Genomic DNA, 23,999 nt, shown 5'->3' with positions numbered 1-23,999 from the left:
ATCAGACTGGTTCCGTGGTGACTTGCTCACCCGATTGGTAGGCTTCGAAGCCGCGCTTGCGCAGCTTGCACGCCGGACACTGGCCGCAGCCAAAGCCCCACGCGTGCAACTCGGCACGTTCGCCGACGTAGCACGTATGCGTTTCGACGCGCACCAGTTCCACGAGCGCTTCGCCGCCGAGTTGTTCGGCAAGACGCCAGGTATCGGCTTTATCGATCCACATCAGCGGTGTCTCCAGCAGGAAGCGCGAATCCATGCCGAGATTGAGCGCGACTTGCAGCGCTTTCATGGTGTCGTCGCGGCAATCGGGATAGCCCGAGAAATCCGTCTCGCACATGCCGCCGACCAGCACTTTCAATCCACGCCTGTACGCAATCGCGGCCGCGATGGTCATGAACATCAGGTTGCGGCCGGGCACGAAGGTGTTGGGCAAACCGTTCGCGGTCGCTTCGATTTCGATCTCGCGCGTCATGGCCGTGTCGCTGATGGCGCCGAGCACGGACAGATCGATCATGTGATCTTCACCGAGCCGGTCGGCCCATTTCGGAAACTGCTTTTTCAACGATGCCCGGAAGCCGTCCCGGCACTCGAGTTCCACACGATGCCGCTGCCCATAGTCGAACCCGAGCGTCTCGACGGTTTTGAAGCGGTCGAGGGCCCAAGCGAGGCATGTGGCGGAATCCTGGCCGCCGGAAAACAGCACCAGCGCGCTGTCTTTAGCGTCTGTCCGAGTCACCGTGAAGCTCCTAAGTGGGTTTGCGCGATCTGGCTAACGATTGAATGCGACGTTCTATATCAGCCAAGTCTTTGAAGAACCAAGGATTTTAGCATGGCGCTGTTTTACGCATTTGTCGCCGCACAACGGAAAAGGCCCGGAAACCTTTCGGTTTCCGGGCCTTTTTTGCAACTGTGGTGGCCTGGGACGGAATCGAACCATCGACACGCGGATTTTCAATCCGCTGCTCTACCAACTGAGCTACCGGGCCACGAAGAACGAAAGTATATCAAAGGGGATTATGTCGCTCAAGCGCTTTTAGCGATTTTTTTGATGAAACGATCGCCGGCGCCTTGCTCAGCATGCTCTTCAAGCTTCGCTCTTGTTCTTACCAAGGTCCACGCCAAGCTGTTTCAGCTTCCGGTAAAGGTGCGTGCGCTCCAGGCCCGTCTTCTCCGCCACGCGCGTCATGCTGCCGTTTTCACGCGCGAGGTGATACTCGAAGTACGCGCGCTCGAAAGCATCGCGGGCATCGCGCAACGGGATGTCGAAAGAGATGGACGCAGTCGCTCCCGTCGGATTCGCCGCCGGGCTTGCGCCCAGGCCGTTGCTGTCGCCACCGGCCAGATTCAGCGACGACGCCACCGGCAATGCAGCCGAAGCGGGCACCGTCGAGCCGCCCATCGGCAGCGGCGGTCGCAACGCGGTCGTGGCGACAGGCGCCGGCGCATTACCGCGCGCGAGCCCTTGTTCGACCGCCTTCAGCAACTTCTGCAAGGCGATCGGCTTTTCCAGGAAGTTGAGCGCGCCGATCTTCGTGGCCTCAACAGCCGTATCGATAGTCGCATGGCCCGACATCATGATCACCGGCATGGTGAGCTTGCCCTGCGCCGCCCATTCTTTGAGCAGCGTCACGCCGTCGGTATCGGGCATCCAGATGTCGAGCAGCACGAGATCCGGCGCCTGCCGCAACCGGTACTCTCGCGCGTGCTGCGCATTTTCTGCCGTCTCCACCACGTGACCTTCGTCGCTCAGGATTTCCGAGAGCAATTCCCGGATTCCCATTTCGTCGTCTACCACCAGGATGGTTGCCATTTACGCTGCCCTTGTCTGCACTAATGCTTTTGTCGTTCCATGACCCGCCGCCGCCGAGGGCGCCGATGCGCCCGGTTCGGCGGTATCGTCCGCGAGTTGCAGGAACAGAATCGAGATCTGCGCGCCTTCGATCACGTCGGCAGTCTTCGAACGATTGCGGATGTCAATGCGTGCACCATGCTCATCGACGATCTTCTTCACCGTTGCAAGACCCAGACCCGTGCCCTTTGCCTTCGTGGTGACGTAAGGCTCGAACGCGCGCGAGAGAATTCGCGCTGGAAAACCAGGACCGTTGTCCGATACCGTCAGCCGCACCGCCACGCGGGCATTTCCGGAGGCATCAGGGTCGCCATATTCTACTGTCTTCGTTTCGAGCAGCACGCGCGGCACCGGAACATCGGCGACCGCGTCCTGCGCGTTTTGCAACAGGTTGTGAATCACCTGTCGCAGTTGCGTGGCATCGCCGCGAATCACCGGCAGTTTTGTCAGCTCGACGTTGATCGGGCTCTTGCCCTCTTCAATGCCATACAGCGTCAGCACTTCGGCCACGAGGTCGTTGAGCTGCAGGTTGCCAAGCACCGCCGGCGGCGTGCGCGCGTATTCGCGGAAATCGTCGACCATCTGCTTCATGGCCTGGACCTGATTCACGATGGTCGTGGCACCGCGCTTGAGCACGTCTGCGTCGGCGGGCGCGAGTTTATCGGCGAGCTTCATTTGCAGGCGTTCCGCCGATAATTGAATTGGCGTGAGCGGATTCTTGATCTCGTGCGCAAGACGCCGCGCGACTTCGCCCCAGGCAACGGAGCGCTGCGCCGAGATGACGTCGGAGATGTCGTCGAACACGACCACGTAGCCGGTAGTTTCGGCGTCGTCGGTATCGCTTTCAGTCAAGGTCAGCAACTGCGTGCCGCGTACCAGCAAGGTCAACGGATCGGTTTCGCCCGGCACCGGAACCGCAAGTTGCTGCTGCCAGTGACCACGATCGCCAATAGGCCGGCCGCTGCCGCTCGCGGCTGCATCGCGATCCGCGAACGCCTTGCGCACCATCGCGCCAAACTCGGCCAGCACGCCGATCTGCTCCAACGGAAAATTCAGCGATCCGCTGAACGGCTGCCGGAAGATGCGTTCCGCGCCGCGATTGGCCGTGGTCAGGCGGAATTGCCGGTCGAACACGAACACGCCCGCCGTCAAGTTCGCGAGAATACTTTCGAGATACGCCTTCGAATGCTCGAGCGCGATCCGGTTGTTCTCGACCGCCGCACGCGCCTCGGACAATTGCCGCGTCATGGCGTTGAACGACTGCGTGAGGAAACCGAGTTCATCGCGCGATTTCACTTCACGCTTGGGGGTGTAATCGCCCTCCGCCACTTCCTTCGTGCCTTGCGCCAGCAGGAACAACGGTCGGGCAAGCTGATTGCCGAGCGCGAGCGCCAGCATCATCGCGATGAAGGTCGCGAGGAACAGCGCGAGCGTCAACGTGCCGATGTACATCTTGCGCAAACCGGTCCGCCCGAGCGCCTTCTCCTGATACTCGCGATACGCGCGCTGCACGGCGTCGGCATTGCGCGCGAGCGCGGTACTCACGGGCTGTTCGATTTGCAGGAAACGTTCGGCCGGCTGCAGCTCGGTTGTAGAACTATCGGGAATCTTCACGATCACCCTCAACCTGAGCGCGCCCTTGGGTCCGGTCAAGCTCGAATCGCCATCGACCTCCCCTTCGATTGCGCCGTACGGATGCCCCCGCGCCTGGCTGAGCTGCAGCGGCGTTGGCAAATTGTCGGGCACGAGCGCGGCGAAATTGCTCGACGCCTGCGCGATCACGCGGACATCGGGCGCGGTGCCCGAGCCACCGCGCGCGGGTTCGACAATGGTCGCGTCCTGCACATTGAACTGGTCGCGCAGCCGCAGCAAGGTGAGCGTGAGGCTGGTTGGGTCAGCACTGGCAAGCTGGTCGCTCATCAGGCGGCCTTTGTTCTGCAGGTCCGACAGCGATGCATCGAGCATGCCGCGTCCGAGATTCAGCCCGGAGGTGAGCGCGGTTTCGACGTTCACATCGAACCATGATTCGATGCTTCGCGACACGAACTGATACGACACCACGTAGATGATCCCGCCCGGCACGACGCCCACGAGCGCGAAGATGAACGCGAGTTTCGCCAGCAGCCGCGTGCCGAATTTTCCCTGCCGGACGCGCGTGACGATGATCAGCACGAGTCCGATCACAATCAGGATCAGCACGACCGCAACCGCGAGATTCGCGGCGTAGAGCCACTGATAATAACGGTCGAAAAACTCGGTATTCGCGCTGGCAAGCGCCAGCATTACGAGCAGCAAAATAGCAGTGAGCGCGACCGTGACCACCAGCGCGCGAACCACGATGCTCGTCATGTTCGTGCGGCGCAACGGCCGTCGGCGGAGCTTATTTAGCATTGGGCGCCGCCGTGAAATTGAACCGCTTCCAGTCGGAAGAAAGATTCCAGTCGCGGTTGTTGACCGCGTCGATCTGGAACGGCTTGGGCATCAGTGCGATGTCCAGTTGCATGCGCACGGACGCCGTATATGTCTCGCCGGCCGCGACCTGATTGCGATCGATCACATGCCACGATGTCACGTGCTTGATCACCGCGAGCGCTTCAGCAAGCGTGCCGAAGCCTAGCTGCAAACCACCCGTTGACACACGATACTCGCGCGTCAACGGCTGAAACGAAAGCCGGATGCTTTGCGATACGCTGACCGGTTCCTCGTCGAACCAATACCAGCGCGGTCGCGACAAATCGAAATCCGTCGTGAAATAGAGCGGCACGCCCTTGTTCACGGCGTCTTCAAGGCTGCTGTTGAGATCGAAGTCGAAACGGGCGTCGAGGCTCCAGCCCGTACCGTCGGCCTGCAGCGACGCGCGCTGCACAGCAATGGGATCGGCCTGCGCGGCCTCGACCGGCAGGAACGACAGCGCGAGACTCAAAATGAGGCTCAGCGCGAGGCTCAACAACAAGGCCGGCACGGACTGGCCGGCGAGCGCGCGTCGCAGCGGAAAAAAGCGTTTGATCGTCACCGTTTCTGAAAGCGCGCGTAGAAGAATCCGTCGTGGTCCGCAAAGGCTTCCGTGTCCCGTTTCGATGTTGAACGGGTACGTTGCGCCTCGCCTGAAGTGTCCGTCAGCGAGTTCGTGACCGGGTCCGGTGAATCTTGCAAACCAGCCGTGCCGGCATGGCTGGATGTCGGCAATAATTGCCCCGGCGCGTCCAATCGTACCGCATCTTCGTGCACCTCTCCAAACCACTGCGCCTGCAACTCGCCCTCTTCGGGAAAGATCGAGCACGTAACGTAGAGCAACTCGCCACCGGTGGCGACAAGCGGCCAGAGCGCGGCGAGGATACGGCGCTGTTCTTCAACCAGCGCAGCAATGTCCGACGGACGCCGCAACCAGCGAATATCAGGATGACGCCGCACGATGCCCGACGCCGAGCACGGCACGTCGGCAAGAACGCGGTCGAACGGATCGCCGTCGGACCAATCGGCGGGGTTGCCTGCATCGCCGACGCGAATCTCGGCCTGAAGATTCAGACGCTGCAAGTTTTCGCCAATGCGTCTGGCGCGCCCCGCGTCGCTTTCCACCGCGATCATCTCAACGTTCGCCAGTTCCAGCACATGGCCAGTCTTGCCACCGGGCGCCGCGCACGCGTCGAGGACGCGCATGCCGTCGCGCACATTTAGCAACTGCGCTGCGAGTTGCGCGCCAGCGTCCTGCACGGAGACGACGCCATCGGCGAAACCCGGAATCTTGTCGACGGACATCGGCGTTGTCAGGCGCACGGCATGCAAGCCGGCGGCTTCAGCTTCAATCTGCTCGGCCTTCAGGACATCGAGATATTGCTCGACCGTCATGCGCCGCGCGTTGACCCGCAAGGTCAATGGGCCTTGTAGATTGCCGGCGTCAAGGATGTGTTCCCATTCGTCCGGCTGGCCGCGTTTGACTGCGTCGATCCACCACGCCGGATAGTTGAAGCGCGCGACCGGATCGCGCCGCACTTCGGCCAGCAATGTTTGGCGTTCGCGCAGGAACGTGCGCAACACGGCGTTGACCAGGCCCTTCGCGAACGCAAACTCGCGCCGCGCCGCGACGGCATTCACGGCTTGATCGACGATAGTGAAAGGCGTGTAGGCGGCATCGGCTTCCTCGTCCACGAGCAATGCAAACGCGCACACCATCACGTTCGACACATGCGGCGGCGGCGCCTTGCGCACCAGTTTGGCAAGCAACGCGTCGGCAACGGCGAGGCGCCGCAATGTGCGATACGCGATGTCCTGCGTCGCGCCACGCGACACAGCCACGTGCGTGGCCGCGATCACGGTCTGCAACGCCGCGGGCAGCGCGGAACCGGCGCGCACGGCGCCGACCGCTTGCGCAGCCGCGTCGAGCGCGAACGCAAGCGAATCGGGGGCGAGGTGCAGCGTGGCGAGGCGTGCGTCGGGAAACGCCCGGCTGCTGTCCGCCGATGATACGGCCCGGCGTCGGGAAGGCTTTTCGGTCATGTTGGGGCGAAGGCGTTCGAGCCGGCCAATGCCGGTCCGCACAAACGAAGCATTGTAGCCCGGGAGGGGGAATGGTCCGGGATCGAGGCGGCAACGTTGGCCGAACGGACAAGGCCCCTGGCCTTCGGGCTAAAAAAGACCGGGCCCATTTCGACGTTTGTCGCAATGGGCCCGATCTTTTACTGCTTTGAGAACGCGGCGATCATTCCATCCGGCCGGTTCTCGCCATTTCCATCAGCCGGGCAACACGCTCTTCGGTCGCCGGGTGCGTTGAAAACAGATTGGCAATCCCGCCGCCCGCCAGCGGATTCATGATCATCATCTGCGCGGTTGCGGGATGTTGCTCGGCCGTCGGAAACGGCGTGCCGGACGCATACGCGTGAATCTTCTCGAGCGCGCTCGCCAGCGCCTGCGGATCGCCGGAAATCTGCGCACCGCCGCGGTCGGCTTCGAATTCACGTGCCCGCGATATCGCCATCTGGATCAGCGCACCGGCGATTGGCGCAAGAATCGCAACCGCAATACTCGCGATGGGATTCGACGGACGTCCTTCCGAATCGCGCCCGCCGAAGAACATCGCGAAGTTTGCAAGCGCGGAAATGGCGCCGGCCATGGTCGCCGATACGGTCGAAATCAGGATGTCCCGATGCTTCACGTGCGCCAGCTCGTGCGCCATCACGCCGCGCAGTTCGCGCTCGGAAAGCACGCGCAGAATGCCCGTGGTCGCGGCAACGGCGGCATGCTCAGGATTGCGCCCCGTTGCAAAGGCGTTCGGCGCGGCTTCGTCGATGAGATACACCTTCGGCATGGGCAATTGCGCCCGGGTCGCCAATTCGCGAACCATCCGATAGAACTGCGGCGCCGTGGCTTCGTCGACTTCCTGTGCGTTGTACATCTTCAGCACGAGTTTGTCGGAGAACCAGTACGAGAAAAAATTCATCGCGAGGGCGACGACCAAGGCGAGCGCCATACCTTTGCTGCCGCCGATCATTCCACCAATCACGACAAAAAGGGCCGTGATCGCTGCCATCAGCATCGCGGTTTTGACCCAATTGAACATGTCTTGAACTCCTCACCCAAATATCAATGCGCGTTTCGCGCGAGCGGCCGGATCGGCCCATTTGCCTGACCCAATCAAGCGGTCACGGATTGTAAGCAAAATGTTAGATAAGGGCATTGCAGAATAATTCAATCATCGGTGCGAAGTTGCGAGTTTGATACCCAAACCGACGAACGCGCTGCCGACCACGCGGTCCAGCCAAATCTTGACGCTGGGCCTCCCGGAGAACTTTTGCGTCACGCTGCCGGCAATCCACGCCACCAAAATGTTCCAGAACGTGCTGATAATGACGAACACGCAACCGAGCGCGAGGAACGCGAGCGTCTTGTGCGGGCTGTCGGCAGCAACGAATTGCGGGATGAACGAGACGAAAAACAACACGACCTTCGGATTCAGCACGTTGGTGAAGAAGCCTTGCGTAAAAACTTGCCGAAGTGTTTTCGGCGCTGCGCCAGTGCGTGGTTTCGGCGTATCGGCGGCAGTTGCCGGCTTTGTCAAAATCAAGCGCACGCCGAGATAAATCAGATAAATCGCGCCGGCGAACTTGACGATTGTGAACGCGGTCGCCGATGCCGCCAGCAGCGCCGTCAGGCCAAACGCGCATGCCATTGTGTGCACGAGGCAACCCACCGCGATTCCCAGCGCCGATACAACGCCCGCGCCACGCCCCTGCGCCACACTTCTCCCGACGATATACGCCGTGTCCGGCCCCGGCGTCACGCTCAACAGCACGACGGCCAGAAGGAATAGTGTGAAACCGGTGATTCCAAACATTGCGGGCCTTCGGGAAACGGTGGAATTCTGCAAAAGAACTTGCTTCAGGCGCCCGGCGCGACTTCCCGAAGCTCGAATCGCTGCCCTTTAACAATAGGCGATCCTGCAAGGAATTCCCTCACCGGCAGGCGCTTGCCACCAGGCTTTTGCAACTGCGTGAGCCGCAACGCGCCCTGGCCGCAAGCCACGATCACGCCTTCCGCGTTGCTTTCCACGATCACGCCAGCTTCCTCTTTCGTATCCAGTTCGACGGGCTCCGCCGCCCAAATCTTCACCGCGACGCCATCGATAGTTCCGAACGCACCGGGAAACGGATCGAAAGCGCGAATCTGCCGCGCCAGCATGCTCGCCGGCCGACGCCAGTCGAGCGCCGCTTCATGTTTCGCGATCTTTTCAGCATAGGTCGCGCCGTCTTGCGGCTGGGCCGTCGAAGGCAAGGCGCCGTCGCGTTCGAGATCGCGCAGGGCATCGACTATGAGATCAGCGCCAAGTTGCGCCATGCGGTCGTGCAAGGTCGCGGTCGTGTCTTGCGGCGTGATGGCGATGCGCCCTTCGCGGATCATCGCGCCCGTGTCGAGACCGGCGTCCATCTGCATGAGCGTGATGCCCGTTTCCGCGTCGCCCGCTTCAATCGCACGATGAATCGGCGCAGCGCCGCGCCAGCGCGGCAACAACGAACCGTGAATGTTGATGGCGCCAAGCGGCGGGATATCAAGCACTTCCTGCGGCAGGATCAAGCCGTAAGCCGCAACCACCATAACGTCGTGCGGCGTATTTTTCAGACGTTCGATAGCCGCATCAGCTTCTTCCGGGTACTTGCCGTTGCGCCGCAAGGACGTTGGCTGGGCGACTTGCAGGCCATGTTCGACCGCGAAGCGTTTCACCGGACCCGCGGCCAGCTTCATGCCACGCCCAGCGGGCCGATCCGGCTGGGTCAGCACGAGCGGCACCTGAAAGCCTGCGACGTGAATGGCTGCCAGCGCGGCGGCCGCAAATTCAGGCGTTCCAGCAAACACGACACGCAACGATTGAGTCATCGATTCACCAACTTGCAAATCCCCGCATCGAACTTCATGAATCGACGCGTCACAGCGCCTTTTCGAGCTTTTTCATCTTGCCGCGAATCCGCGTCTGCTTGAGCGACGACAGATATTCGACGAACACCCGTCCCATCAGGTGATCCATCTCGTGCTGAATGCACACGGCGAGCAACCCCTCGCAGTCGATCTCGAACGTCTCGCCCTTCTCGTTCTGGGCCCGCACGCGCACCTTCTCCGGCCGCTCGACGAAGTCATAAATGCCCGGAACGGAGAGGCAACCTTCCTCGTGATCCTGCTTTTCGTCGCTCGACCAGATGATCTCGGGGTTGATGAACGCCTGAAGCTGATCGTGCGTGTCCGAGACGTCGATCACGATCACGCGTTCGTGCGCGTCGACCTGGGTTGCAGCCAAGCCGACGCCCGGCGCCGCGTACATGGTTTCGGCCATGTCGGCGACGAGTTTGCGAATCCGGTCATCGACGACTTCTACGGGTTTCGCGACCTTGTGCAGGCGCTTGTCCGGGTAGGTAAGTATGTGTAGCAGAGCCATGATTCAGATTATCGATGCACGCCGCAGCGCGCGATAGTCGGCCATTCGGCCAGGTTGTAAAAGGATGCCGGTATCGAGAAGATGATTGGGCTGAATCCCGTTGATTCAACGCCCGATCAGCGCCGCGAAAGTTGCGGCAACGCCTTGTCCCTGCGCTCTCGAATGTGACCGCTCGGCCAAGCTTTTCTATTTCGGTATATGAAAATTTTAACATGACGCCTTTCCTGTTGCCGACGGCCGATGCCGCGCCCCGCTTGGGCGTAACCGATCCGAACGACGTTTCAGCCTGGCTGCGTCTCGCGAATGCGAGCGGTTTGCAGCCCATCGCACTGCGTGCATTGCTCGCGGAATTCGGCAGTCCGCACGCGGTGCTGGATCAATCGTTCGAGGCGCTGGCGGGCATCGCCGGGGAAAAAGCAGCTCGCGCCGTGCTCGCGCCGCCGCCCTGCTCGGAACTCGGTTCTTTCGACGAATGCCTCGCGCGCACGCTGGAATGGGCCTCCGTGCCGGGTAATTCGATCGTCACGCTCGCCGATACCGCCTATCCACCTGCGCTTCTGACCATGCCCGATCCGCCGCCGCTGCTATATGTAAAGGGTCGGCTCGATCTGCTGCAATCGCGGGCGGTAGCGATCGTCGGCAGCCGGAGCGCAACGCCCCAAGGCATTGAAGACGCCAGGCGGTTTGCGCATGCGCTTTCCAATGCGGGACTTGCCGTCGTGTCGGGACTTGCGCTCGGAATCGATGGCGCGGCGCATCGCGGCGGCATGAGCGGGCCGGGCGGCACGATTGCCGTGATCGGCACGGGCGCGGACCTGGTTTATCCGCCGCCGCATCACGCGCTCGCGCATGAAATCGCGGCGAACGGCACGATTGTCTCCGAATGGCCGCTGGGAACGCCCGCACGTTCTGCCAATTTTCCGCAGCGCAACCGGCTTATCGCCGGGTTTTCCAGCGGCGTTTTGATCGTGGAAGCGGCCATGCGCTCCGGATCGCTGATCACCGCGCGGCTCGCCAACGAAATGGGACGCGACGTCTTTGCAATACCCGGATCAATTCACGCGCCGCTTTCGCGCGGGTGTCATCGAATGATCAAGCAAGGGGCGAAGCTCGTTGAAACACCGGATGACATTCTGGAAGAGTTTGGTTTCAAGATCGAAACCGAATCAGATGTCGCACCGTCGCCGCGAAAACGCGCCAAAGCGCGCGTCACAAAAGACATACACACTCAAGAATCGCCCGAAAGCGAGTTCACGTTGGCATTGCAAAGCGGGTCGGCCGGCAAGCCCGCGACGGCCTCCTGGGCATCGGCGAAAATCGAAAACCCGGACGCAGCACGTCTGCTCGATGCCCTTGGTCACTCCCCGGCCACGCTTGAAATCCTTGCCGAACGCACCGACATGGATGGCGCAACCTTACAAAGCCTGTTGTTGCAACTTGAAATGTCGGGGCGAATCGGCGCGTTGCCGGGCGGCCGATTTACCCGCCTCGAACGCTGATCTTCTGACGTCATGCTACATTCGCCACAAACTCAGCCGTTTGCTACACCGCACCAATCGTCACGACGCCCAAGAAAGGACCGCAAGGAATCATGCCCGCGCTGAACCTCGACACCGACGCCGACCAGATCGCCGAGCGCATGGCGAGCGCCGGCACACTGCTCGTCGCCTGCCTGTGCGCCGAGTGGTGCGGGACGTGCCGGGATTATCGGGATGGTTTCGACAAGCTTGCCGATACCCATCCGGACATCTGCTTTGCGTGGATCGATATTGAAAATCAGGCCGACCGTTTCGATGATCTGGATGTTGAAAACTTCCCGACCATCTTGATCGAGGACGCTTTTACGACCCGGTTTTTTGGCACGGTTTTGCCGCAAACGTCCATCGTGGCAAGGATGTTGACGGATTTGAGCGCGTTGCCGGGCATGGTCGGCGCGCCGAAAATACGGCCTGCACTGGTCGCCGCGTAGACCGCGTCCAGACCAGCGCATTCACAAGCTGAAACGCGTCAGGCCGCTGCTTCACAAAGCGCCCCCAAACACCGTTCGGCAGCCCGCGTTTCGCTAAATGCCAGACCGCGCGCCGCACGCCATATGCTATAAAGCGGACGTTAACGAGCCCGAACCCCGGTCGCACAAGCAACCGTCACCCGGCCTCATGCCTGTCCCTAACTAGAATCGAGTCATGTCCAAAGCCCTGATCATTGCTGAAAAGCCTTCTGTCGCGAACGACATCGCGCGCGCTTTGGGCGGTTTCACCAAGCATGACGAATATTACGAGAGCGACGACTATGTGCTGTCGTCGGCGGTGGGCCATCTGCTGGAAATCGCCGCGCCCGAGGAATACGAAGTCAAGCGCGGTAAGTGGAGTTTCGCCAATCTGCCGGTGATTCCGCCGCATTTCGACCTGAATCCGATCGCGAAAAGCGAATCGCGGCTGAAGGTGCTGACCAAGCTGCTCAAGCGCAAGGACATTGATCGCCTGATCAATGCCTGTGACGCGGGGCGCGAGGGCGAGCTGATTTTCCGCCTGATCGCGCAGCACGCGAAGGCCAAGCAGCCGGTTCAGCGCCTGTGGTTGCAGTCCATGACGGCTGGTTCCATCCGCGATGGCTTCGCGAATCTGCGCAGCGACGCCGACATGCAGCCTCTAGCCGATGCCGCCCGTTGCCGTTCCGAAGCCGACTGGCTGGTCGGCATCAACGGCACGCGTGCAATGACCGCGTTCAACAGCAAGGGCGGCGGTTTCTTCCTGACGACCGTTGGCCGCGTTCAGACGCCAACGTTGTCTATTGTCGTGGAACGCGAAGAGAAGATTCGCCGTTTTGTGCCGCGCGATTATTGGGAAGTGCGCGCCGAGTTCATCGCGGCAAAAGGAATTTACGAAGGCCGCTGGTTCGACCCGAAGTTCAAGCGCGTCGAAGGCGACCCGGAGCAGCGCGACTCGCGTTTGTGGGCGCTGCCCGCGGCGGAATCGATTGTTGCGGCTTGTCGCGGCAAGACCGGCACCGTTACGGAAGAAGCGAAGCCGTCCACGCAAATGTCGCCCTTGCTGTTCGACCTGACCAGCTTGCAGCGCGAGGCCAACGGCCGCTTTGGCTTTTCGGCCAAGAACACGCTCGGCCTGGCGCAGGCGCTATACGAAAAGCATAAGGTGCTGACCTACCCGCGTACCGACGCGCGCGCGTTGCCCGAGGATTACATTCCGACGGTGAAAGACACGCTCGCCATGCTGAAGGAAAGCAACAACTACTTGCCGCACGCAAAGCAGGTGCTGGACAAGGGCTGGGTGAAGCCGAACAAGCGCATCTTCGATAACTCCAAGATCAGCGATCACTTTGCCATTATCCCGACGCTGCAGGCGCCTAAAGCGTTGTCGGAGCCGGAGCAGAAGCTTTACGACCTCGTTGTGAAGCGCTTCCTGGCAGTGTTTTTCCCGGCCGCCGAATATCTGGTCACCACGCGGATCACCGAAGTCGCCGGGCATCATTTCAAGACCGAAGGCAAGGTGCTGGTGGAACCGGGCTGGTTGCAGGTCTATGGCAAGGAAGTCAGCGGCGACGACGACAACCTCGTGCAAGTGCAGAAGGACGAGAAGGTCGACGTGGAAAAGGTCGCGGCGCACGGTCTCGTGACCAAACCGCCCGCCCGATACAACGAAGCTTCGCTGCTCTCGGCCATGGAAGGCGCGGGCAAGCTCGTCGAAGACGAAGAACTGCGCGAAGCAATGGCAGCGAAGGGGCTGGGAACACCGGCCACGCGGGCGGCGATCATCGAAGGATTGCTGGGTGAGAAGTACATGGTGCGGGAAGGCCGCGAGCTGATTCCGACCGCCAAGGCTTTCCAGTTGATGACCTTGCTTCGCGGTTTGGGCGTTGAGGAATTGACGGCGCCGGAGCTGACCGGCGAATGGGAGCACAAGCTGTCGCAGATGGAACGCGGCAATCTCCCGCGCGACGAGTTCATGCAGGAAATCGCGCGCATGACGCAGACCATCGTGAAGCGCGCGAAGGAATACGACTCGGACACCATTCCGGGCGACTACGCGACGCTCGAAACGCCGTGCCCGAATTGCGGCAGTCAGATCAAGGAAAACTATCGGCGATTCGCTTGTACGAAGTGCGAATTCTCGATGTCGAAGATTCCCGGCGGGCGTCAGTTCGAGATTCCGGAAGTCGAGCAATTGATCAAGGACAAGACCATTGGGCCGTTGTCGGGTTTTCGCAGCAAGATGGGACGGCCGTTCTCGGCAATCCTGAAGCTTGCTTTCGACGATGAAATCAAGAACTGGAAGCTCGAATTTGACTTCGGTCAGGACTCGGGCGGCGAAGATGGCGAACCTGTGGATTTCTCGGACCAAACGCCGGTTGGTGCTTGCCCGAAATGTCACTCGAAGGTGTACGAGCACGGCATGAGCTACATCTGCGAGAACTCTGTCGCAAACCCCAAGACCTGCGATTTCCGTTCGGGCAAGGTGATCTTGCAGCAGGAAATGTCGCGGGAGCAAATGACGAAGTTGCTCGAAGAGGGACGCACGGATCTGCTGACGGGCTTCAAGTCGTCGCGCACAGGCCGCAACTTCAAGGCGTTCCTTGTGAAGCAGCCGGACGGCAAGATTGGCTTCGAGTTCGAGAAGAAAGAGCCGAAGCCGGGTGCGAAGACGGCGGTCAAACGTGGCGCGACGGCTGCCGCGGCGCCTGAAGCGGAAGACGAAGGCGATGGCGACGTGGCGGTCGCAGCGAAGAAAACGACCGTGAAGGTTGCGGCGAAGAAAGCGCCTGCGAAGAAGGTTGCAGCCAAGAAGGCGCCTGCAAAGAAAACCGCGAGTTAGGCTTTCAAATCGATCGCTGCAATAAGAAAAGCCCGCAATCGCGGGCTTTTTCACGTTCCGACATTGAAGTGCGTATCGCTCTTGCCATATCAGAACGGCGATGGCATCGAAAGTGGCGAGCGCGTGCGTGACTTGACCGGCTTGCCATTGAGCTTGCTGTCATCGGCTGGGGCCGTGGGACGGGATTCAAAACGTTCGCCGCCTTCGGCTTCAGCGTAAGCCGCGTGCGCGACCAGGGGTTCGCTGTCGGCGTCGTTGATGGCGGGGGAACCCGGCTGCAACGCGCCGTCTTTCGCCCATTGCTCGCCGAGCTGATGATTCGGCGTCTTGCTGAAATACTCGACCAGGTGATCGATGAACGTGCGCACCTTCGCCGGCAAATGCCGACGGCTGGGATAAGCGACGTTGATCTCGACCTGCGGCAGCTTGTAGTCGCCCAGGAGCCTGACCAGCTTGCCGCGCGTGGTGTCGTTGCCAATCAGGTAGCTCGGCAGGATCGCGATGCCCATGCCGAGCAGCGCGAACTGGCGCAGCATCTCGGTATTGTTCGCGACGATCACGTTCGTCGGCCGTACGCGCACTTCGCCTTCCGGACCGGTGAATACGCGTTCATCGCCGAAATATTCCGATGGCAAACTCAACGACGGATGTTCGGCCAGGTCCTCAGGCCGCGTCGGCACGCCGTGCTTTTCGAGATACGCGGGCGTTGCGCAGACAGTCAGGCAGCCGGTCGTCAGGCGCCGCGTGACAATGCTCGCGCTGCGCATCTGGCGCGCGATCACAATGCCGACATCGAAACCTTCTTCCACCAGATCGACCTGGCGGTCGACCAGGGTCACGTCGGGCACGACCTTCGGATAGCGTTGTGCGTACGTCTGCAGCACTGGGGCAAGGTTGTGCAGGCCGAACACGACGGGTGCGACAATCCGTAGCGATCCAACCGGCTCGTGGTTGCGCGCCACGACCATTTGCTCGACGTCTTCGAGTTCATCGAGGATCTGCCGCGCACGTTCCAGATAGACCTGACCCGACTCGGTCAGCGACAGGCTGCGCGTTGTCCGGTTGAGCAGACGCGTGCCGAGGCGCCCTTCCAGGTCCGCGATATGGCGCGTTGCCACGGCGTTTGAGATATCCATTGCGCCGGCTGCGCGGGCAAAACTGCCAAGATCCGCCACTCGGACGAATACTTTCATCGACTGCAAATGATCCATGAGACTACTCCTGCTGCTAGACGGCCTCTTTTAAATTCCTGAAGCAATTCGGAATTATCCTAGGACTCGCGTTTTCGTGCAGAAGTTGCCGGAAATCTGACTTTTTCCGACAAAAGATTTCGACTTTACCAAGCAGTAAGGTGAAAGGAGATGGATTGTTGCTGAAATCGGAACGCTCGGCGTTGCTGAATAGGATGCGCCGGAATTGTGAAAAGCTGGCTCAGGCAATTTTGACAGTGTAAAGCGGCAAAACAACAGCGCGCCGCCTATGCGGCGCGTTGTCGGCGATTACGTTGACTTCCGTCACTAATCAAGTCTGAAGAATATTACTCCGACAGGCGTTTTTCGATGCTGAGTTTGGTTTCGGCAAGTTCGCCAGGCAGTCCTTGAGCCAGTTTTTTGAACAGTTCGTCGTGTAACTGCAACTCTTCGCGCCACTCCGAGCCCTGCACGGAGATCACACGTTCGAATTCTTCACGCGAAAAATCGAGCTTGCCCCAGTCGATGTCCTCATACGTCGGCGAAAGTCCAAACGCGTGTTCTTCACCTTTGGCCGTGCCTTCAATACGCCCGATAATCCACGTCAGCACGCGCATGTTGTCGCCGAAGCCCGGCCATACGAACTTGCCATCCGCGCCTTTTCTGAACCAGTTCACGCAAAAAAACTTCGGCAGTTTTGCGTCGAGTTGCGCCAGGCGCTCGCCCATCTTGAGCCAGTGTCCGAAATAATCGCTCATGTTGTAGCCGCAAAACGGCAGCATCGCGAACGGATCGCGGCGCACCACGCCTTGCTGGCCGGCCGCGGCGGCCGTGGTCTCCGAGCCCATGGTCGCGGCCATGTAGACGCCCTCGTTCCAGTTGCGCGCCTCGGTCACGAGCGGCACCGTGTCCGAACGGCGTCCGCCGAAAATGAATGCATCGATCGCCACGCCCGCCGGATTCTCCCAATCAGCGTCAATCGATGGACACTGCGACGCCGGCGCCGTAAAGCGCGCGTTTGGATGCGCGGCCTTCGTGCCGGATTCCGGCGTCCAGTCCTTGCCCTGCCAGTCGATCAAATGTGCGGGCGGCTTGTCCGTCATGCCTTCCCACCAGATATCGCCGTCGTCGGTGAGCGCCACGTTCGTGAAAATGACGTTCTCCTTCAGCATTGCCATGGCGTTGAAGTTGGTCTTTTCGCTCGTGCCCGGTGCCACGCCGAAGTAGCCGGCTTCGGGGTTGATCGCGTAAAGACGGCCGTCGCGGCCGGGCTTGATCCAGGCAATGTCGTCGCCAATGGTCGATACCTTCCAGCCCGACATATCCTCCGGCGGGATCAGCATGGCGAAGTTGGTCTTGCCGCAAGCCGACGGAAACGCCGCCGCGACGTGATACTTGCGACCTTCCGGCGATGTCACCCCGAGAATCAGCATATGCTCGGCGAGCCAGCCTTCGTCGCGGCCCATCGTCGATGCAATTCGCAGCGCGAAACATTTCTTGCCCAGCAGCGCGTTGCCGCCGTAACCCGAACCAAAGCTCCAGATCTCGCGGCTTTCCGGAAAATGGACGATGTACTTCGTGTCATTGCAAGGCCACGGCACGTCCGTTTGTCCGGCTTGCAACGGCGCGCCGACAGAATGCACGCACGGCACGAACTCGCCGTCCGTGCCCAGCACTTCATACACCGCGCTGCCCATGCGCGTCATGATGCGCATGTTCGTGACCACGTACGGGCTGTCCGTGAGCTCCACGCCAATATGCGCGATCGGCGAGCCGAGCGGTCCCATCGAAAACGGTACGACGTACATCGTGCGGCCACGCATGCAGCCGTCGAACAGGCCGTTCAGCGTGCCGCGCATTTCCTTCGGGTCGATCCAGTTGTTGGTCGGTCCAGCTTGCTCCGGGCGCGCCGAGCAGATGTACGTGCGGTCCTCGACACGCGCGACATCGGACGGATCGGAACATGCCAGATAAGAGTTCGGCCGTTTCGCGGGATTCAAGCGCTTGAGCGTGCCGGCTTCGACCATTTGTTGCGATAGCCGGTCGTATTCCGCCTCCGACCCGTCGCACCATTCAACCCGATCGGGTTTGGTGAGCACGGCGACCTGCTCCACCCAATCGATGAGTTTCCGGTTATTGACGTAGGCCGGCGCATCACGACCGGTGAGGTTGTGGTCCACTACTGCGGGCTGGTTCATCGAGCACACTCCGTTCTGAAAGAGAAAACGGTTGCAACCCGCCGGCGCTGCTCGCGAGAGGCGCATTTCACGTCACCGATGAACTGCGCGGCGGAACTCACGCACAGTCGGCGACACAAAACCAAGGCTTGCGTCGGGGAGTTGACGGTCCGGCCGCGACTGCCGTCTGAATCGCGGCTTGCGTCGGCACGGAACAAACTGTTAAAAAGAGATAGGAATGTCTCCATCGATTGCCGGTGTTCCGGCTTTTGCGATGCGTGAATGCGCAAACGTGCGGTCGGCCAAGTTAGCTAAACTGCTCGTTTCGCGTTCAACAAAGCTTTAAATATTTGTGGTCCAGTCGCCTGCTGGCGAGCGGTAATCATTGCGATATCACCAGCAGCTTAGCAAGACACGATACCCATATTTCGGCGAATTTATACGTAATTACCCGAACTTAGCTCGTCGTTTCCTGTCCATCTTCGAATTTCTGCAGCACGTTTGATGCCTATCAAAAGCCAATCCATGCCAATTAAAATTGCCATCCTCGACGACTACCAAGATGCCGTTCGTAAGCTTGATTGCTTCAATCTGCTTGCAGATCACGAAGTCAAAGTCTTCAATAACACGGTGCGCGGGCTCGGACAGTTGGCTAGCAGACTCTCGGAAGTCGAAGCCCTCGTTTTGATCCGGGAACGCACGCGTATCAGTTCTCAATTGCTCGATAAATTGCCGCGGTTGCGCATGATCAGCCAGACCGGCAAGGCGGGCGGCCATATCGAACTCGATGCCTGTACCGAGCGCGGCATTGCCGTGCTGGAAGGCAGTGGCTCACCCATCGCTCCGGCCGAACTCACGTGGGCGCTGATCATGGCGGCGCAGCGCCGCATTCCGCAGTACGTCGCGAACCTGAAGCAAGGCGCGTGGCAGCAATCCGGCCTGAAGACTTCGGCTTTACCGCCTAATTTCGGGCTCGGACAAGTGTTGCGCGGTCAGACGCTCGGCATTTGGGGATACGGGAAGATCGGCCAGTTGCTTGCTGGTTATGGCAAAGCGTTCGGCATGAAAGTGGTGGTCTGGGGACGCGAGAATTCGCAGGCGGCGGCGCGTGCCGACGGTGTCGATGTCGCGGAAAGCCGGGAGGCGTTGTTCGAGCAAAGCGATGTGCTGTCGCTGCATCTGCGTCTCAACGATGAAACCCGCGGCATTGTCACCGCAGCCGACCTGATGCGCATGAAGCCGACTGCGCTGTTCGTGAACACGAGCCGCGCCGAATTGCTCGAGGAAAACGCGCTGCTCAACGCACTGCATCACAACCGGCCTGGGATGGTCGCTATCGATGTATATGAAAGCGAGCCGATCCTGCAGGGCTACAGCCTTTTGCGCATGGAAAACGTGATTTGCACGCCGCACATTGGCTACGTGGAGCGCGAAAGCTACGAGCTGTATTTTTCGGCGGCGTTCAAGAACATTCTCGCCTTCGATGCCGGCGATACCTCCAGTGTCGCCAATCCGGAAGCGCTGGTTGGCGGACGCCGGCGGTAAATCAGATTGTGGAAATGGCGGTGGACGGCTCGCATCGGACGGGGAAGTTCACCGAGTTTGCGATGAAGCAGAACGCGTGCGCTTCTTCGTGCAGGCGCTCGGCCAGCTTCACGTCGCCGCCCGCACCTATGAGCACTTGCGGGCGAAGGAGGACATCGGTGAAACGGCCGCTGCCCTGCTTCGTTTCTTCCATTGTCCCGACGGGATCGTCCACGTAGCCCGTCACCACAACGCCGTTCACGGCGCACAAGTGCAGATACCAGAGCATGTGGCACGACGAAAGCGACGCCACGAACAGCTCCTCCGGATTGTGGCGCGTGGCGTCGCCGCGAAACGCCGGATCGCTCGATGCATCGATGGCAGGCTTGTTCGCGGCACGCACCAGATGGTTACGGGAATAAGCGTCGTAACTCGACGTGCCCGAACCCTGATCGCCGGTCCAGGCGACTTGCAACGTGTACTTGTGCTGTTTGGTCATCGTATTGAAGCTCCGTTCAGAGTTGCGCCGCCGCGCCCAGCACCTCGGGCAAACGCATGAGAAATTGCTCGCCATCGGCCCGGCCCAGATCGTATGCGGGCCTCATCAACGCCGGACTCGTATAGTCCCACGCCGATATCGGCACCTTTCGCGACGGCTGCACATACACGCGGCGCTGGTCGCGCGTTGCGCCGTGCTCGACCACGAACATGCGCGGGCGCGGATACACGCGCGTCACCATCACCAGAACCAGTCCCGGCGATGCATCCAGCGCGCCCACCGGCACATTGTCGACCATGCCGCCGTCGAGAACAGGCCGGCCGTTCCGGCGCAAAACAGGCGTGAAAGGCGGCGTGCTCGACGATTGCAGGATCAGGTCGGCGAGATCCTCGACCGTCGCGCACTCTTGCGCCTTGACGAATTCCGGATGAAACCCGAGCGCCTGCCCGAGCGTGGGATGCAGGTTCTTGCGCACGTACTTTTCGATGTTATAGGCGATCAATCCCGCCGCCACCGCGCTGCGTGCGCCGAGCCAGCGTGGCAAATGCGACACGCCGATACGAATCTCCGGCGCATCTTTCAGCGAGGCAAACTCGGCGCCATAGATATCCAGCAACGCCTGCCGATAAATCCGATAGTGCGGAAACACCGATTCTCCGCGCAGCAAATTGCCCCAATACGCGTTCTTCGAGTTGTCGCGCAGCACGTGCGAGTAGTAGTCCATCACCCATTCCGAGTGGTTCGTGTACAACATGCACGCGGTCGCCGCGCCCGCCGAGATGCTCGTGATGACGCGCGGACGCAGCTTCAATTCCGGCTGAATGACGTCCCAGAAACCGGCTTGCCACCAGCAGCGGTTGCCGCCGCCGGCGAACACGACTTGATCGAACATAAGTTTTTTAGGCGAGAAGCATGACGGTGGTGGTCGCGTGCGCGGCGAGCGCGCCGGTTTCATCGTGGAGTTCGATTTCACCGAAGACCAGATTGCGGCCGCGACGCAAGATGGTTGCGGTAACGAGGACATCGCCAGCTTTGACCGGGCGCAGGAAACTTGTGGTCAGGGAAACGGTGGTCATCGGCTGGAACTCGCCGAGTGCGTGCGAAATGGCGACGATCATGGCCGTGTCAGCCGCCGCCATGAACACCTGGCCGCAGATCACGCCACCCGCGTGACGCAGTTTGTCGGCGTATGGCAGGCGTAGCGTGACACCCGCGTCCGAGACGCTTTCCGGCGATAAACCCAGTTCGCGGATCCACGGCGCGAAAGTGGAATCGAGCAAGGCGCGGATAGCGGAATCATCCATGATTTTGGTTTTTTAAAGCACGGCCGTTCGCCGTTGGAACGCCATGATAGCCGTTCCAGACGCCCGTTTTTGAGATGATCGATGGGCGGTTGCGCCATGCTCGACCGCGCGTTCAAGCATCATCGAGAGAGAATTTCAGATTTTGCAGCGCGGATAGTTGCGTAACCCGAGAAAACGTCGCTATAATTCGGATTCAGTTTTTCCGGGGCGTTAGCTCAGCTGGTAGAGCAGCGGACTCTTAATCCGTAGGTCGACAGTTCGAATCTGTCACGCCCCACCAAAAATTCTAAAAAGCCGGTTAGCGCAAGCTAGCCGGCTTTTTTGTTGTTGGTGCTTTTCCATCAGAAGAATAATCAGCGCGCACGCCTTGTTTCGCTTTTTTGCAATTCCTCACAATGGGGTTTGGTCATAGCGCCCAGAATTACACGCTGAAGTTTCACGGTTCTGTTCGCGGGAGGCCACATGCACGCCATTCCAATAAGTTACAACGATCATGTCCTGATGCCGCTCGCTGCGGGAGAGCGCGGAAGTTTTGCATCGATGATCATCGTCACCAAGCCCGACGGTGCACGCTGGGCGTCGGGCGTACTCGGCTATTTCAACGAACCGGACGATGCGTGCCGCTTTGCCATTGAGTATGGGAAGGCTGAGGCGGACGGGCGAAGACCGCCGAAGCACGCATGACCGTACACGAAAAAGCCCGCGACTAGCGGGCTTTTCCTTATGCCAGAGCACGTCAGTGCCGGTGATGCAGCCAGCTCATGTGATGCGCGTCGAGCCACTCATGCATGCGTACCGCGTTGCCCGAATTTTCCGGATGATCCCGTCTGTACCGGCGTCCGAGCACTCCCGCAATACCGATCAAGACCGCCAGTCCTATAACGAAGCCAATCATCGACTGAGTCATGGCCGCCTCCTTTGATTACGTCGCGACGTAAATACAGTTTAGGTCACGCCCCCTGGAATGCGAGACCGACGTAAAAAAGCCCAGCCGATTAAGCTGGGCAAATCCACCGGGATCACCCGTTGGAGGAGGTTCTAGATTCGTACCTTTCGTAATCAGGAATCGATATGAAAAAAGATCCTATTGAAAGCTTCGCGGCGATCTCAGACGGGTTTAATGACCCATATATACTGAACGTACGCTGTCACCGGTTGCCGTGTGAACATTGGAACCGGAATCGGAAGTGCCATTCAATACACCGCCATAACCCGTCTTCGCGGCATTTTGCGCGGCAACACGAGCTTCTGCAGCCTGAATATTTGCAGGGTAATCGTAGTCATTTGCCGTCGCCGGGTTATAGCCGGCTGCTTCGATCTGAACCAGTTCGGCCTTTACTTGTGCACGTGTAAGCGGCTGATTCGTTTGAGCAAACGAAGCGACTGGAGCTGCGAGTACTGCGGCGACTACAACTGCCTGGATGAGCGATTTCATGATGCTTACCTCCAACTTTTGTTTTGCCGCGATCAACCTTGATCGCGATCTATGAGACGAGTTTAGTTAAGCCTTGTCCGAAAATTAAGCATCAAGCTGGCAAGAGATTATTGTTGAATTAGGTGTTAACCCTAAATCGCCCAACCATCGGTTGAATTAATACGACCAAATAGTTTCTTTCGATTATCTTCTTTTGGCCTTACAACAGAATCGAGGGCTATTCATCGTCCCCCGAAAAAAAACGGAAAATGGGAAACTGGGCATTCGCTCCCACGACTCTATAAACATGCTCCCAACCGTTCTCGTATTGATCCCGCTTCAACCTGAAAGCCACGCCACCGTATCGAAGGCTTTCAACGTCATCACCGCGCTCGACCAATCCGCTCTCGATAACGCCCTGACCCGTCACGCCGATGGAATTCGCGCCGTGCTGACGAACGGCACGGTTGGTATCGATGCATCGACTATCGGGCGGTTGCCGAAGCTTGAATTGATTGGCGCATTGGGCGCGGGCTACGAGAACATCGACCGGGAGGCCGCGAAGGCGCGTGGGATCGTGGTCGTGAACGGCACAGGTACGAACGATGACTGCGTGGCCGATCACGCCTTCGCGCTGCTGCTCGGCGTGGTCCGGCAGATCCCCGCGCTCGATCGCGCCTGCCGGCAAGGCGTCTGGCGCGATGACCTGCCGTTCCAGCCGAACTTTTCGGGCAAAAAGCTCGGCGTGATCGGGCTGGGGAATATCGGCAAGAAGGTTGCGAAGCGCGCGCTCGGGTTTGATATCGAGATCGGTTATCACAATCGCCGGCCGAACCCGGACACGCCTTATACGTACTTCGATTCCGTGACCACGCTCGCCGAATGGGCCGATTACCTCGTGGTCGCGACGCCCGGCGGCGCCGAGACGAAACATTTGATCAACGCCGCCGTGCTCGCCGCGCTCGGCTCGCATGGTTATCTGGTGAACGTGGCGCGCGGCAGCGTTGTCGATACAGCCGCGCTCGCCGATGCCCTCGAACGCGGCGTGATCGCGGGCGCGGGGCTGGACGTGTACGAAGGCGAGCCCGCGCCGCCAGCCTTGCTGATCGAATCTCAGCGCGTTGTGCTGACGCCGCACGTGGGCGGGCGGTCGCCGGAGGCGGTGGCGGCGTCGGTGCAAATGTTCATCGATAACACCACCTGCCACTTCGCCGGCATCCCTGTATTGACACCTGTTTGAAAGCTTATACGGGGTGGCTCGGCGAGGTTTGCCGCGATCCCGTATTGTGTCGGTC

At 60.1% G+C, this 23,999-nt stretch carries 22 protein-coding genes and 2 tRNA genes; 7 read left to right on the top strand and 17 right to left on the bottom strand.

Annotation, left to right across the window (positions count from 1 at the left end; translation table 11 throughout):
* Window position 1: 1 nt before the first annotated feature.
* The 10 genes from queC to def all read right to left on the bottom strand — a co-directional run bounded on the left by queC (window position 2) and on the right by def (window position 9,767).
* Entirely contained in the window at window positions 2-736 is a 735-nt protein-coding gene (queC, locus tag HB633_RS21445; RefSeq protein ID WP_213780156.1) for a 7-cyano-7-deazaguanine synthase QueC, read from the bottom strand.
* Between the two features lie 174 nt (window positions 737-910).
* Window positions 911-986, bottom strand: a tRNA-Phe gene (locus tag HB633_RS21440).
* Window positions 987-1,084: 98 nt separating this feature from the next.
* The gene (gene esaR, locus HB633_RS21435; RefSeq protein WP_213780155.1) at window positions 1,085-1,810 is read right to left on the bottom strand and encodes a response regulator; all 726 of its coding nucleotides are present in this window, start codon (window positions 1,808-1,810) and stop codon (window positions 1,085-1,087) included.
* Window positions 1,811-4,240, bottom strand: a complete 2,430-nt coding sequence (locus HB633_RS21430) for a PAS domain-containing sensor histidine kinase (RefSeq protein WP_213780154.1) — start codon at window positions 4,238-4,240, stop codon at window positions 1,811-1,813.
* Entirely contained in the window at window positions 4,230-4,796 is a 567-nt protein-coding gene (locus HB633_RS21425) for a DUF4390 domain-containing protein (protein WP_255581056.1), read from the bottom strand. Before HB633_RS21425 ends, HB633_RS21430 begins: the two co-directional genes overlap by 11 nt.
* Window positions 4,797-4,858: 62 nt before the next feature.
* Window positions 4,859-6,343, bottom strand: a complete 1,485-nt coding sequence (gene rsmB / locus HB633_RS21420) for a 16S rRNA (cytosine(967)-C(5))-methyltransferase RsmB (protein ID WP_213780153.1) — start codon at window positions 6,341-6,343, stop codon at window positions 4,859-4,861.
* A gap of 202 nt (window positions 6,344-6,545) precedes the next feature.
* Window positions 6,546-7,403, bottom strand: a complete 858-nt coding sequence (gene htpX / locus HB633_RS21415) for a zinc metalloprotease HtpX (protein WP_213780152.1) — start codon at window positions 7,401-7,403, stop codon at window positions 6,546-6,548.
* Window positions 7,404-7,535: 132 nt separating this feature from the next.
* Window positions 7,536-8,177 (bottom strand): LysE family translocator, encoded by a 642-nt coding sequence (locus HB633_RS21410; protein WP_213780151.1) that lies wholly within the window; start codon window positions 8,175-8,177, stop codon window positions 7,536-7,538.
* A gap of 44 nt (window positions 8,178-8,221) precedes the next feature.
* On the bottom strand, window positions 8,222-9,214 hold the full coding sequence (fmt, locus tag HB633_RS21405; protein ID WP_213780150.1) for a methionyl-tRNA formyltransferase: 993 nt from the start codon (window positions 9,212-9,214) through the stop codon (window positions 8,222-8,224).
* Between the two features lie 49 nt (window positions 9,215-9,263).
* Entirely contained in the window at window positions 9,264-9,767 is a 504-nt protein-coding gene (gene def / locus HB633_RS21400; RefSeq protein WP_213780149.1) for a peptide deformylase, read from the bottom strand.
* A 212-nt stretch (window positions 9,768-9,979) separates the two neighbouring features.
* Between def and dprA the strand changes: the two genes are divergently transcribed.
* The 3 genes from dprA (at window position 9,980) to HB633_RS21385 (ending at window position 14,596) form a co-directional block, all read left to right on the top strand.
* Complete coding sequence (gene dprA, locus HB633_RS21395; RefSeq protein ID WP_213780148.1) at window positions 9,980-11,266, top strand: DNA-processing protein DprA; 1,287 nt, start codon at window positions 9,980-9,982, stop codon at window positions 11,264-11,266.
* A 92-nt stretch (window positions 11,267-11,358) separates the two neighbouring features.
* Window positions 11,359-11,736, top strand: a complete 378-nt coding sequence (locus tag HB633_RS21390) for a thioredoxin family protein (protein WP_213780147.1) — start codon at window positions 11,359-11,361, stop codon at window positions 11,734-11,736.
* A gap of 214 nt (window positions 11,737-11,950) precedes the next feature.
* Window positions 11,951-14,596 (top strand): DNA topoisomerase III, encoded by a 2,646-nt coding sequence (locus HB633_RS21385; protein WP_213780146.1) that lies wholly within the window; start codon window positions 11,951-11,953, stop codon window positions 14,594-14,596.
* Between the two features lie 89 nt (window positions 14,597-14,685).
* Here HB633_RS21385 and HB633_RS21380 read toward each other — a convergent pair whose 3' ends face one another.
* The gene (locus tag HB633_RS21380; RefSeq protein WP_213780145.1) at window positions 14,686-15,807 is read right to left on the bottom strand and encodes a LysR family transcriptional regulator; all 1,122 of its coding nucleotides are present in this window, start codon (window positions 15,805-15,807) and stop codon (window positions 14,686-14,688) included.
* Between the two features lie 326 nt (window positions 15,808-16,133).
* Entirely contained in the window at window positions 16,134-17,984 is a 1,851-nt protein-coding gene (locus HB633_RS21375; protein WP_213780144.1) for a phosphoenolpyruvate carboxykinase (GTP), read from the bottom strand.
* Window positions 17,985-18,494: 510 nt separating this feature from the next.
* Between HB633_RS21375 and HB633_RS21370 the strand changes: the two genes are divergently transcribed.
* A complete protein-coding gene (locus HB633_RS21370; RefSeq protein ID WP_056358926.1) occupies window positions 18,495-19,508 on the top strand; it encodes a D-2-hydroxyacid dehydrogenase family protein in 1,014 nt (337 codons plus the stop codon).
* A 1-nt stretch (window position 19,509) separates the two neighbouring features.
* On the opposite strand, the gene HB633_RS21365 is transcribed toward HB633_RS21370, so the two are convergent.
* The 3 genes from HB633_RS21365 to HB633_RS21355 are packed head-to-tail and all read right to left on the bottom strand — an operon-like array spanning window position 19,510 to window position 21,290.
* Window positions 19,510-19,986: an OsmC family protein gene (locus HB633_RS21365; RefSeq protein ID WP_213780143.1), complete on the bottom strand. Its 477-nt coding sequence runs from the start codon at window positions 19,984-19,986 to the stop codon at window positions 19,510-19,512.
* A 16-nt stretch (window positions 19,987-20,002) separates the two neighbouring features.
* A complete protein-coding gene (locus HB633_RS21360; RefSeq protein ID WP_213780142.1) occupies window positions 20,003-20,878 on the bottom strand; it encodes a patatin-like phospholipase family protein in 876 nt (291 codons plus the stop codon).
* Window positions 20,879-20,885: 7 nt separating this feature from the next.
* Window positions 20,886-21,290, bottom strand: coding sequence for a PaaI family thioesterase (locus HB633_RS21355; protein WP_213780141.1), 405 nt, complete (start codon window positions 21,288-21,290; stop codon window positions 20,886-20,888).
* A 204-nt stretch (window positions 21,291-21,494) separates the two neighbouring features.
* Between HB633_RS21355 and HB633_RS21350 the strand changes: the two genes are divergently transcribed.
* Window positions 21,495-21,570: transfer RNA gene (locus tag HB633_RS21350), tRNA-Lys, on the top strand.
* A gap of 182 nt (window positions 21,571-21,752) precedes the next feature.
* Window positions 21,753-21,974 (top strand): hypothetical protein, encoded by a 222-nt coding sequence (locus HB633_RS21345; RefSeq protein WP_213780140.1) that lies wholly within the window; start codon window positions 21,753-21,755, stop codon window positions 21,972-21,974.
* Between the two features lie 52 nt (window positions 21,975-22,026).
* Here HB633_RS21345 and HB633_RS21340 read toward each other — a convergent pair whose 3' ends face one another.
* Both HB633_RS21340 and HB633_RS21335 read right to left on the bottom strand, forming a co-directional pair.
* Window positions 22,027-22,197: an LPXTG cell wall anchor domain-containing protein gene (locus tag HB633_RS21340; RefSeq protein ID WP_213780139.1), complete on the bottom strand. Its 171-nt coding sequence runs from the start codon at window positions 22,195-22,197 to the stop codon at window positions 22,027-22,029.
* A 210-nt stretch (window positions 22,198-22,407) separates the two neighbouring features.
* Window positions 22,408-22,725: a DUF4148 domain-containing protein gene (locus HB633_RS21335; RefSeq protein WP_213780138.1), complete on the bottom strand. Its 318-nt coding sequence runs from the start codon at window positions 22,723-22,725 to the stop codon at window positions 22,408-22,410.
* Between the two features lie 286 nt (window positions 22,726-23,011).
* On the opposite strand from HB633_RS21335, the gene HB633_RS21330 reads away from it, so the two are divergent.
* Window positions 23,012-23,944 carry a 2-hydroxyacid dehydrogenase gene (locus tag HB633_RS21330; RefSeq protein ID WP_213780137.1) on the top strand — a complete coding sequence of 311 codons (933 nt, stop codon included), beginning with the start codon at window positions 23,012-23,014 and terminating at the stop codon, window positions 23,942-23,944.
* Window positions 23,945-23,999 lie beyond the last annotated feature (55 nt).

Source organism: Caballeronia sp. dw_276 (genome assembly GCF_018449635.1).
In the GTDB taxonomy this organism is placed as follows: Bacteria; Pseudomonadota; Gammaproteobacteria; order Burkholderiales; family Burkholderiaceae; genus Caballeronia.
This window is presented reverse-complemented; position numbering and strand designations above follow the sequence as displayed.

Bases quoted from the DNA above. Each gene is read 5' to 3' on its own strand.
- esaR (WP_213780155.1), bottom strand. From the start codon at position 1,810: ATGGCAACCATCCTGGTGGTAGACGACGAAATGGGAATCCGGGAATTG.
- HB633_RS21430 (WP_213780154.1), bottom strand. From the start codon at position 4,240: ATGCTAAATAAGCTCCGCCGACGGCCGTTGCGCCGCACGAACATGACG.
- rsmB (WP_213780153.1), bottom strand. From the start codon at position 6,343: ATGACCGAAAAGCCTTCCCGACGCCGGGCCGTATCATCGGCGGACAGC.
- htpX (WP_213780152.1), bottom strand. From the start codon at position 7,403: ATGTTCAATTGGGTCAAAACCGCGATGCTGATGGCAGCGATCACGGCC.
- HB633_RS21410 (WP_213780151.1), bottom strand. From the start codon at position 8,177: ATGTTTGGAATCACCGGTTTCACACTATTCCTTCTGGCCGTCGTGCTG.
- fmt (WP_213780150.1), bottom strand. From the start codon at position 9,214: ATGACTCAATCGTTGCGTGTCGTGTTTGCTGGAACGCCTGAATTTGCG.
- def (WP_213780149.1), bottom strand. From the start codon at position 9,767: ATGGCTCTGCTACACATACTTACCTACCCGGACAAGCGCCTGCACAAG.
- dprA (WP_213780148.1), top strand. From the start codon at position 9,980: ATGACGCCTTTCCTGTTGCCGACGGCCGATGCCGCGCCCCGCTTGGGC.
- HB633_RS21390 (WP_213780147.1), top strand. From the start codon at position 11,359: ATGCCCGCGCTGAACCTCGACACCGACGCCGACCAGATCGCCGAGCGC.
- HB633_RS21385 (WP_213780146.1), top strand. From the start codon at position 11,951: ATGTCCAAAGCCCTGATCATTGCTGAAAAGCCTTCTGTCGCGAACGAC.
- HB633_RS21380 (WP_213780145.1), bottom strand. From the start codon at position 15,807: ATGGATCATTTGCAGTCGATGAAAGTATTCGTCCGAGTGGCGGATCTT.
- HB633_RS21375 (WP_213780144.1), bottom strand. From the start codon at position 17,984: ATGAACCAGCCCGCAGTAGTGGACCACAACCTCACCGGTCGTGATGCG.
- HB633_RS21365 (WP_213780143.1), bottom strand. From the start codon at position 19,986: ATGACCAAACAGCACAAGTACACGTTGCAAGTCGCCTGGACCGGCGAT.
- HB633_RS21360 (WP_213780142.1), bottom strand. From the start codon at position 20,878: ATGTTCGATCAAGTCGTGTTCGCCGGCGGCGGCAACCGCTGCTGGTGG.
- HB633_RS21355 (WP_213780141.1), bottom strand. From the start codon at position 21,290: ATGGATGATTCCGCTATCCGCGCCTTGCTCGATTCCACTTTCGCGCCG.
- HB633_RS21345 (WP_213780140.1), top strand. From the start codon at position 21,753: ATGCACGCCATTCCAATAAGTTACAACGATCATGTCCTGATGCCGCTC.
- HB633_RS21340 (WP_213780139.1), bottom strand. From the start codon at position 22,197: ATGACTCAGTCGATGATTGGCTTCGTTATAGGACTGGCGGTCTTGATC.
- HB633_RS21335 (WP_213780138.1), bottom strand. From the start codon at position 22,725: ATGAAATCGCTCATCCAGGCAGTTGTAGTCGCCGCAGTACTCGCAGCT.
- HB633_RS21330 (WP_213780137.1), top strand. From the start codon at position 23,012: ATGCTCCCAACCGTTCTCGTATTGATCCCGCTTCAACCTGAAAGCCAC.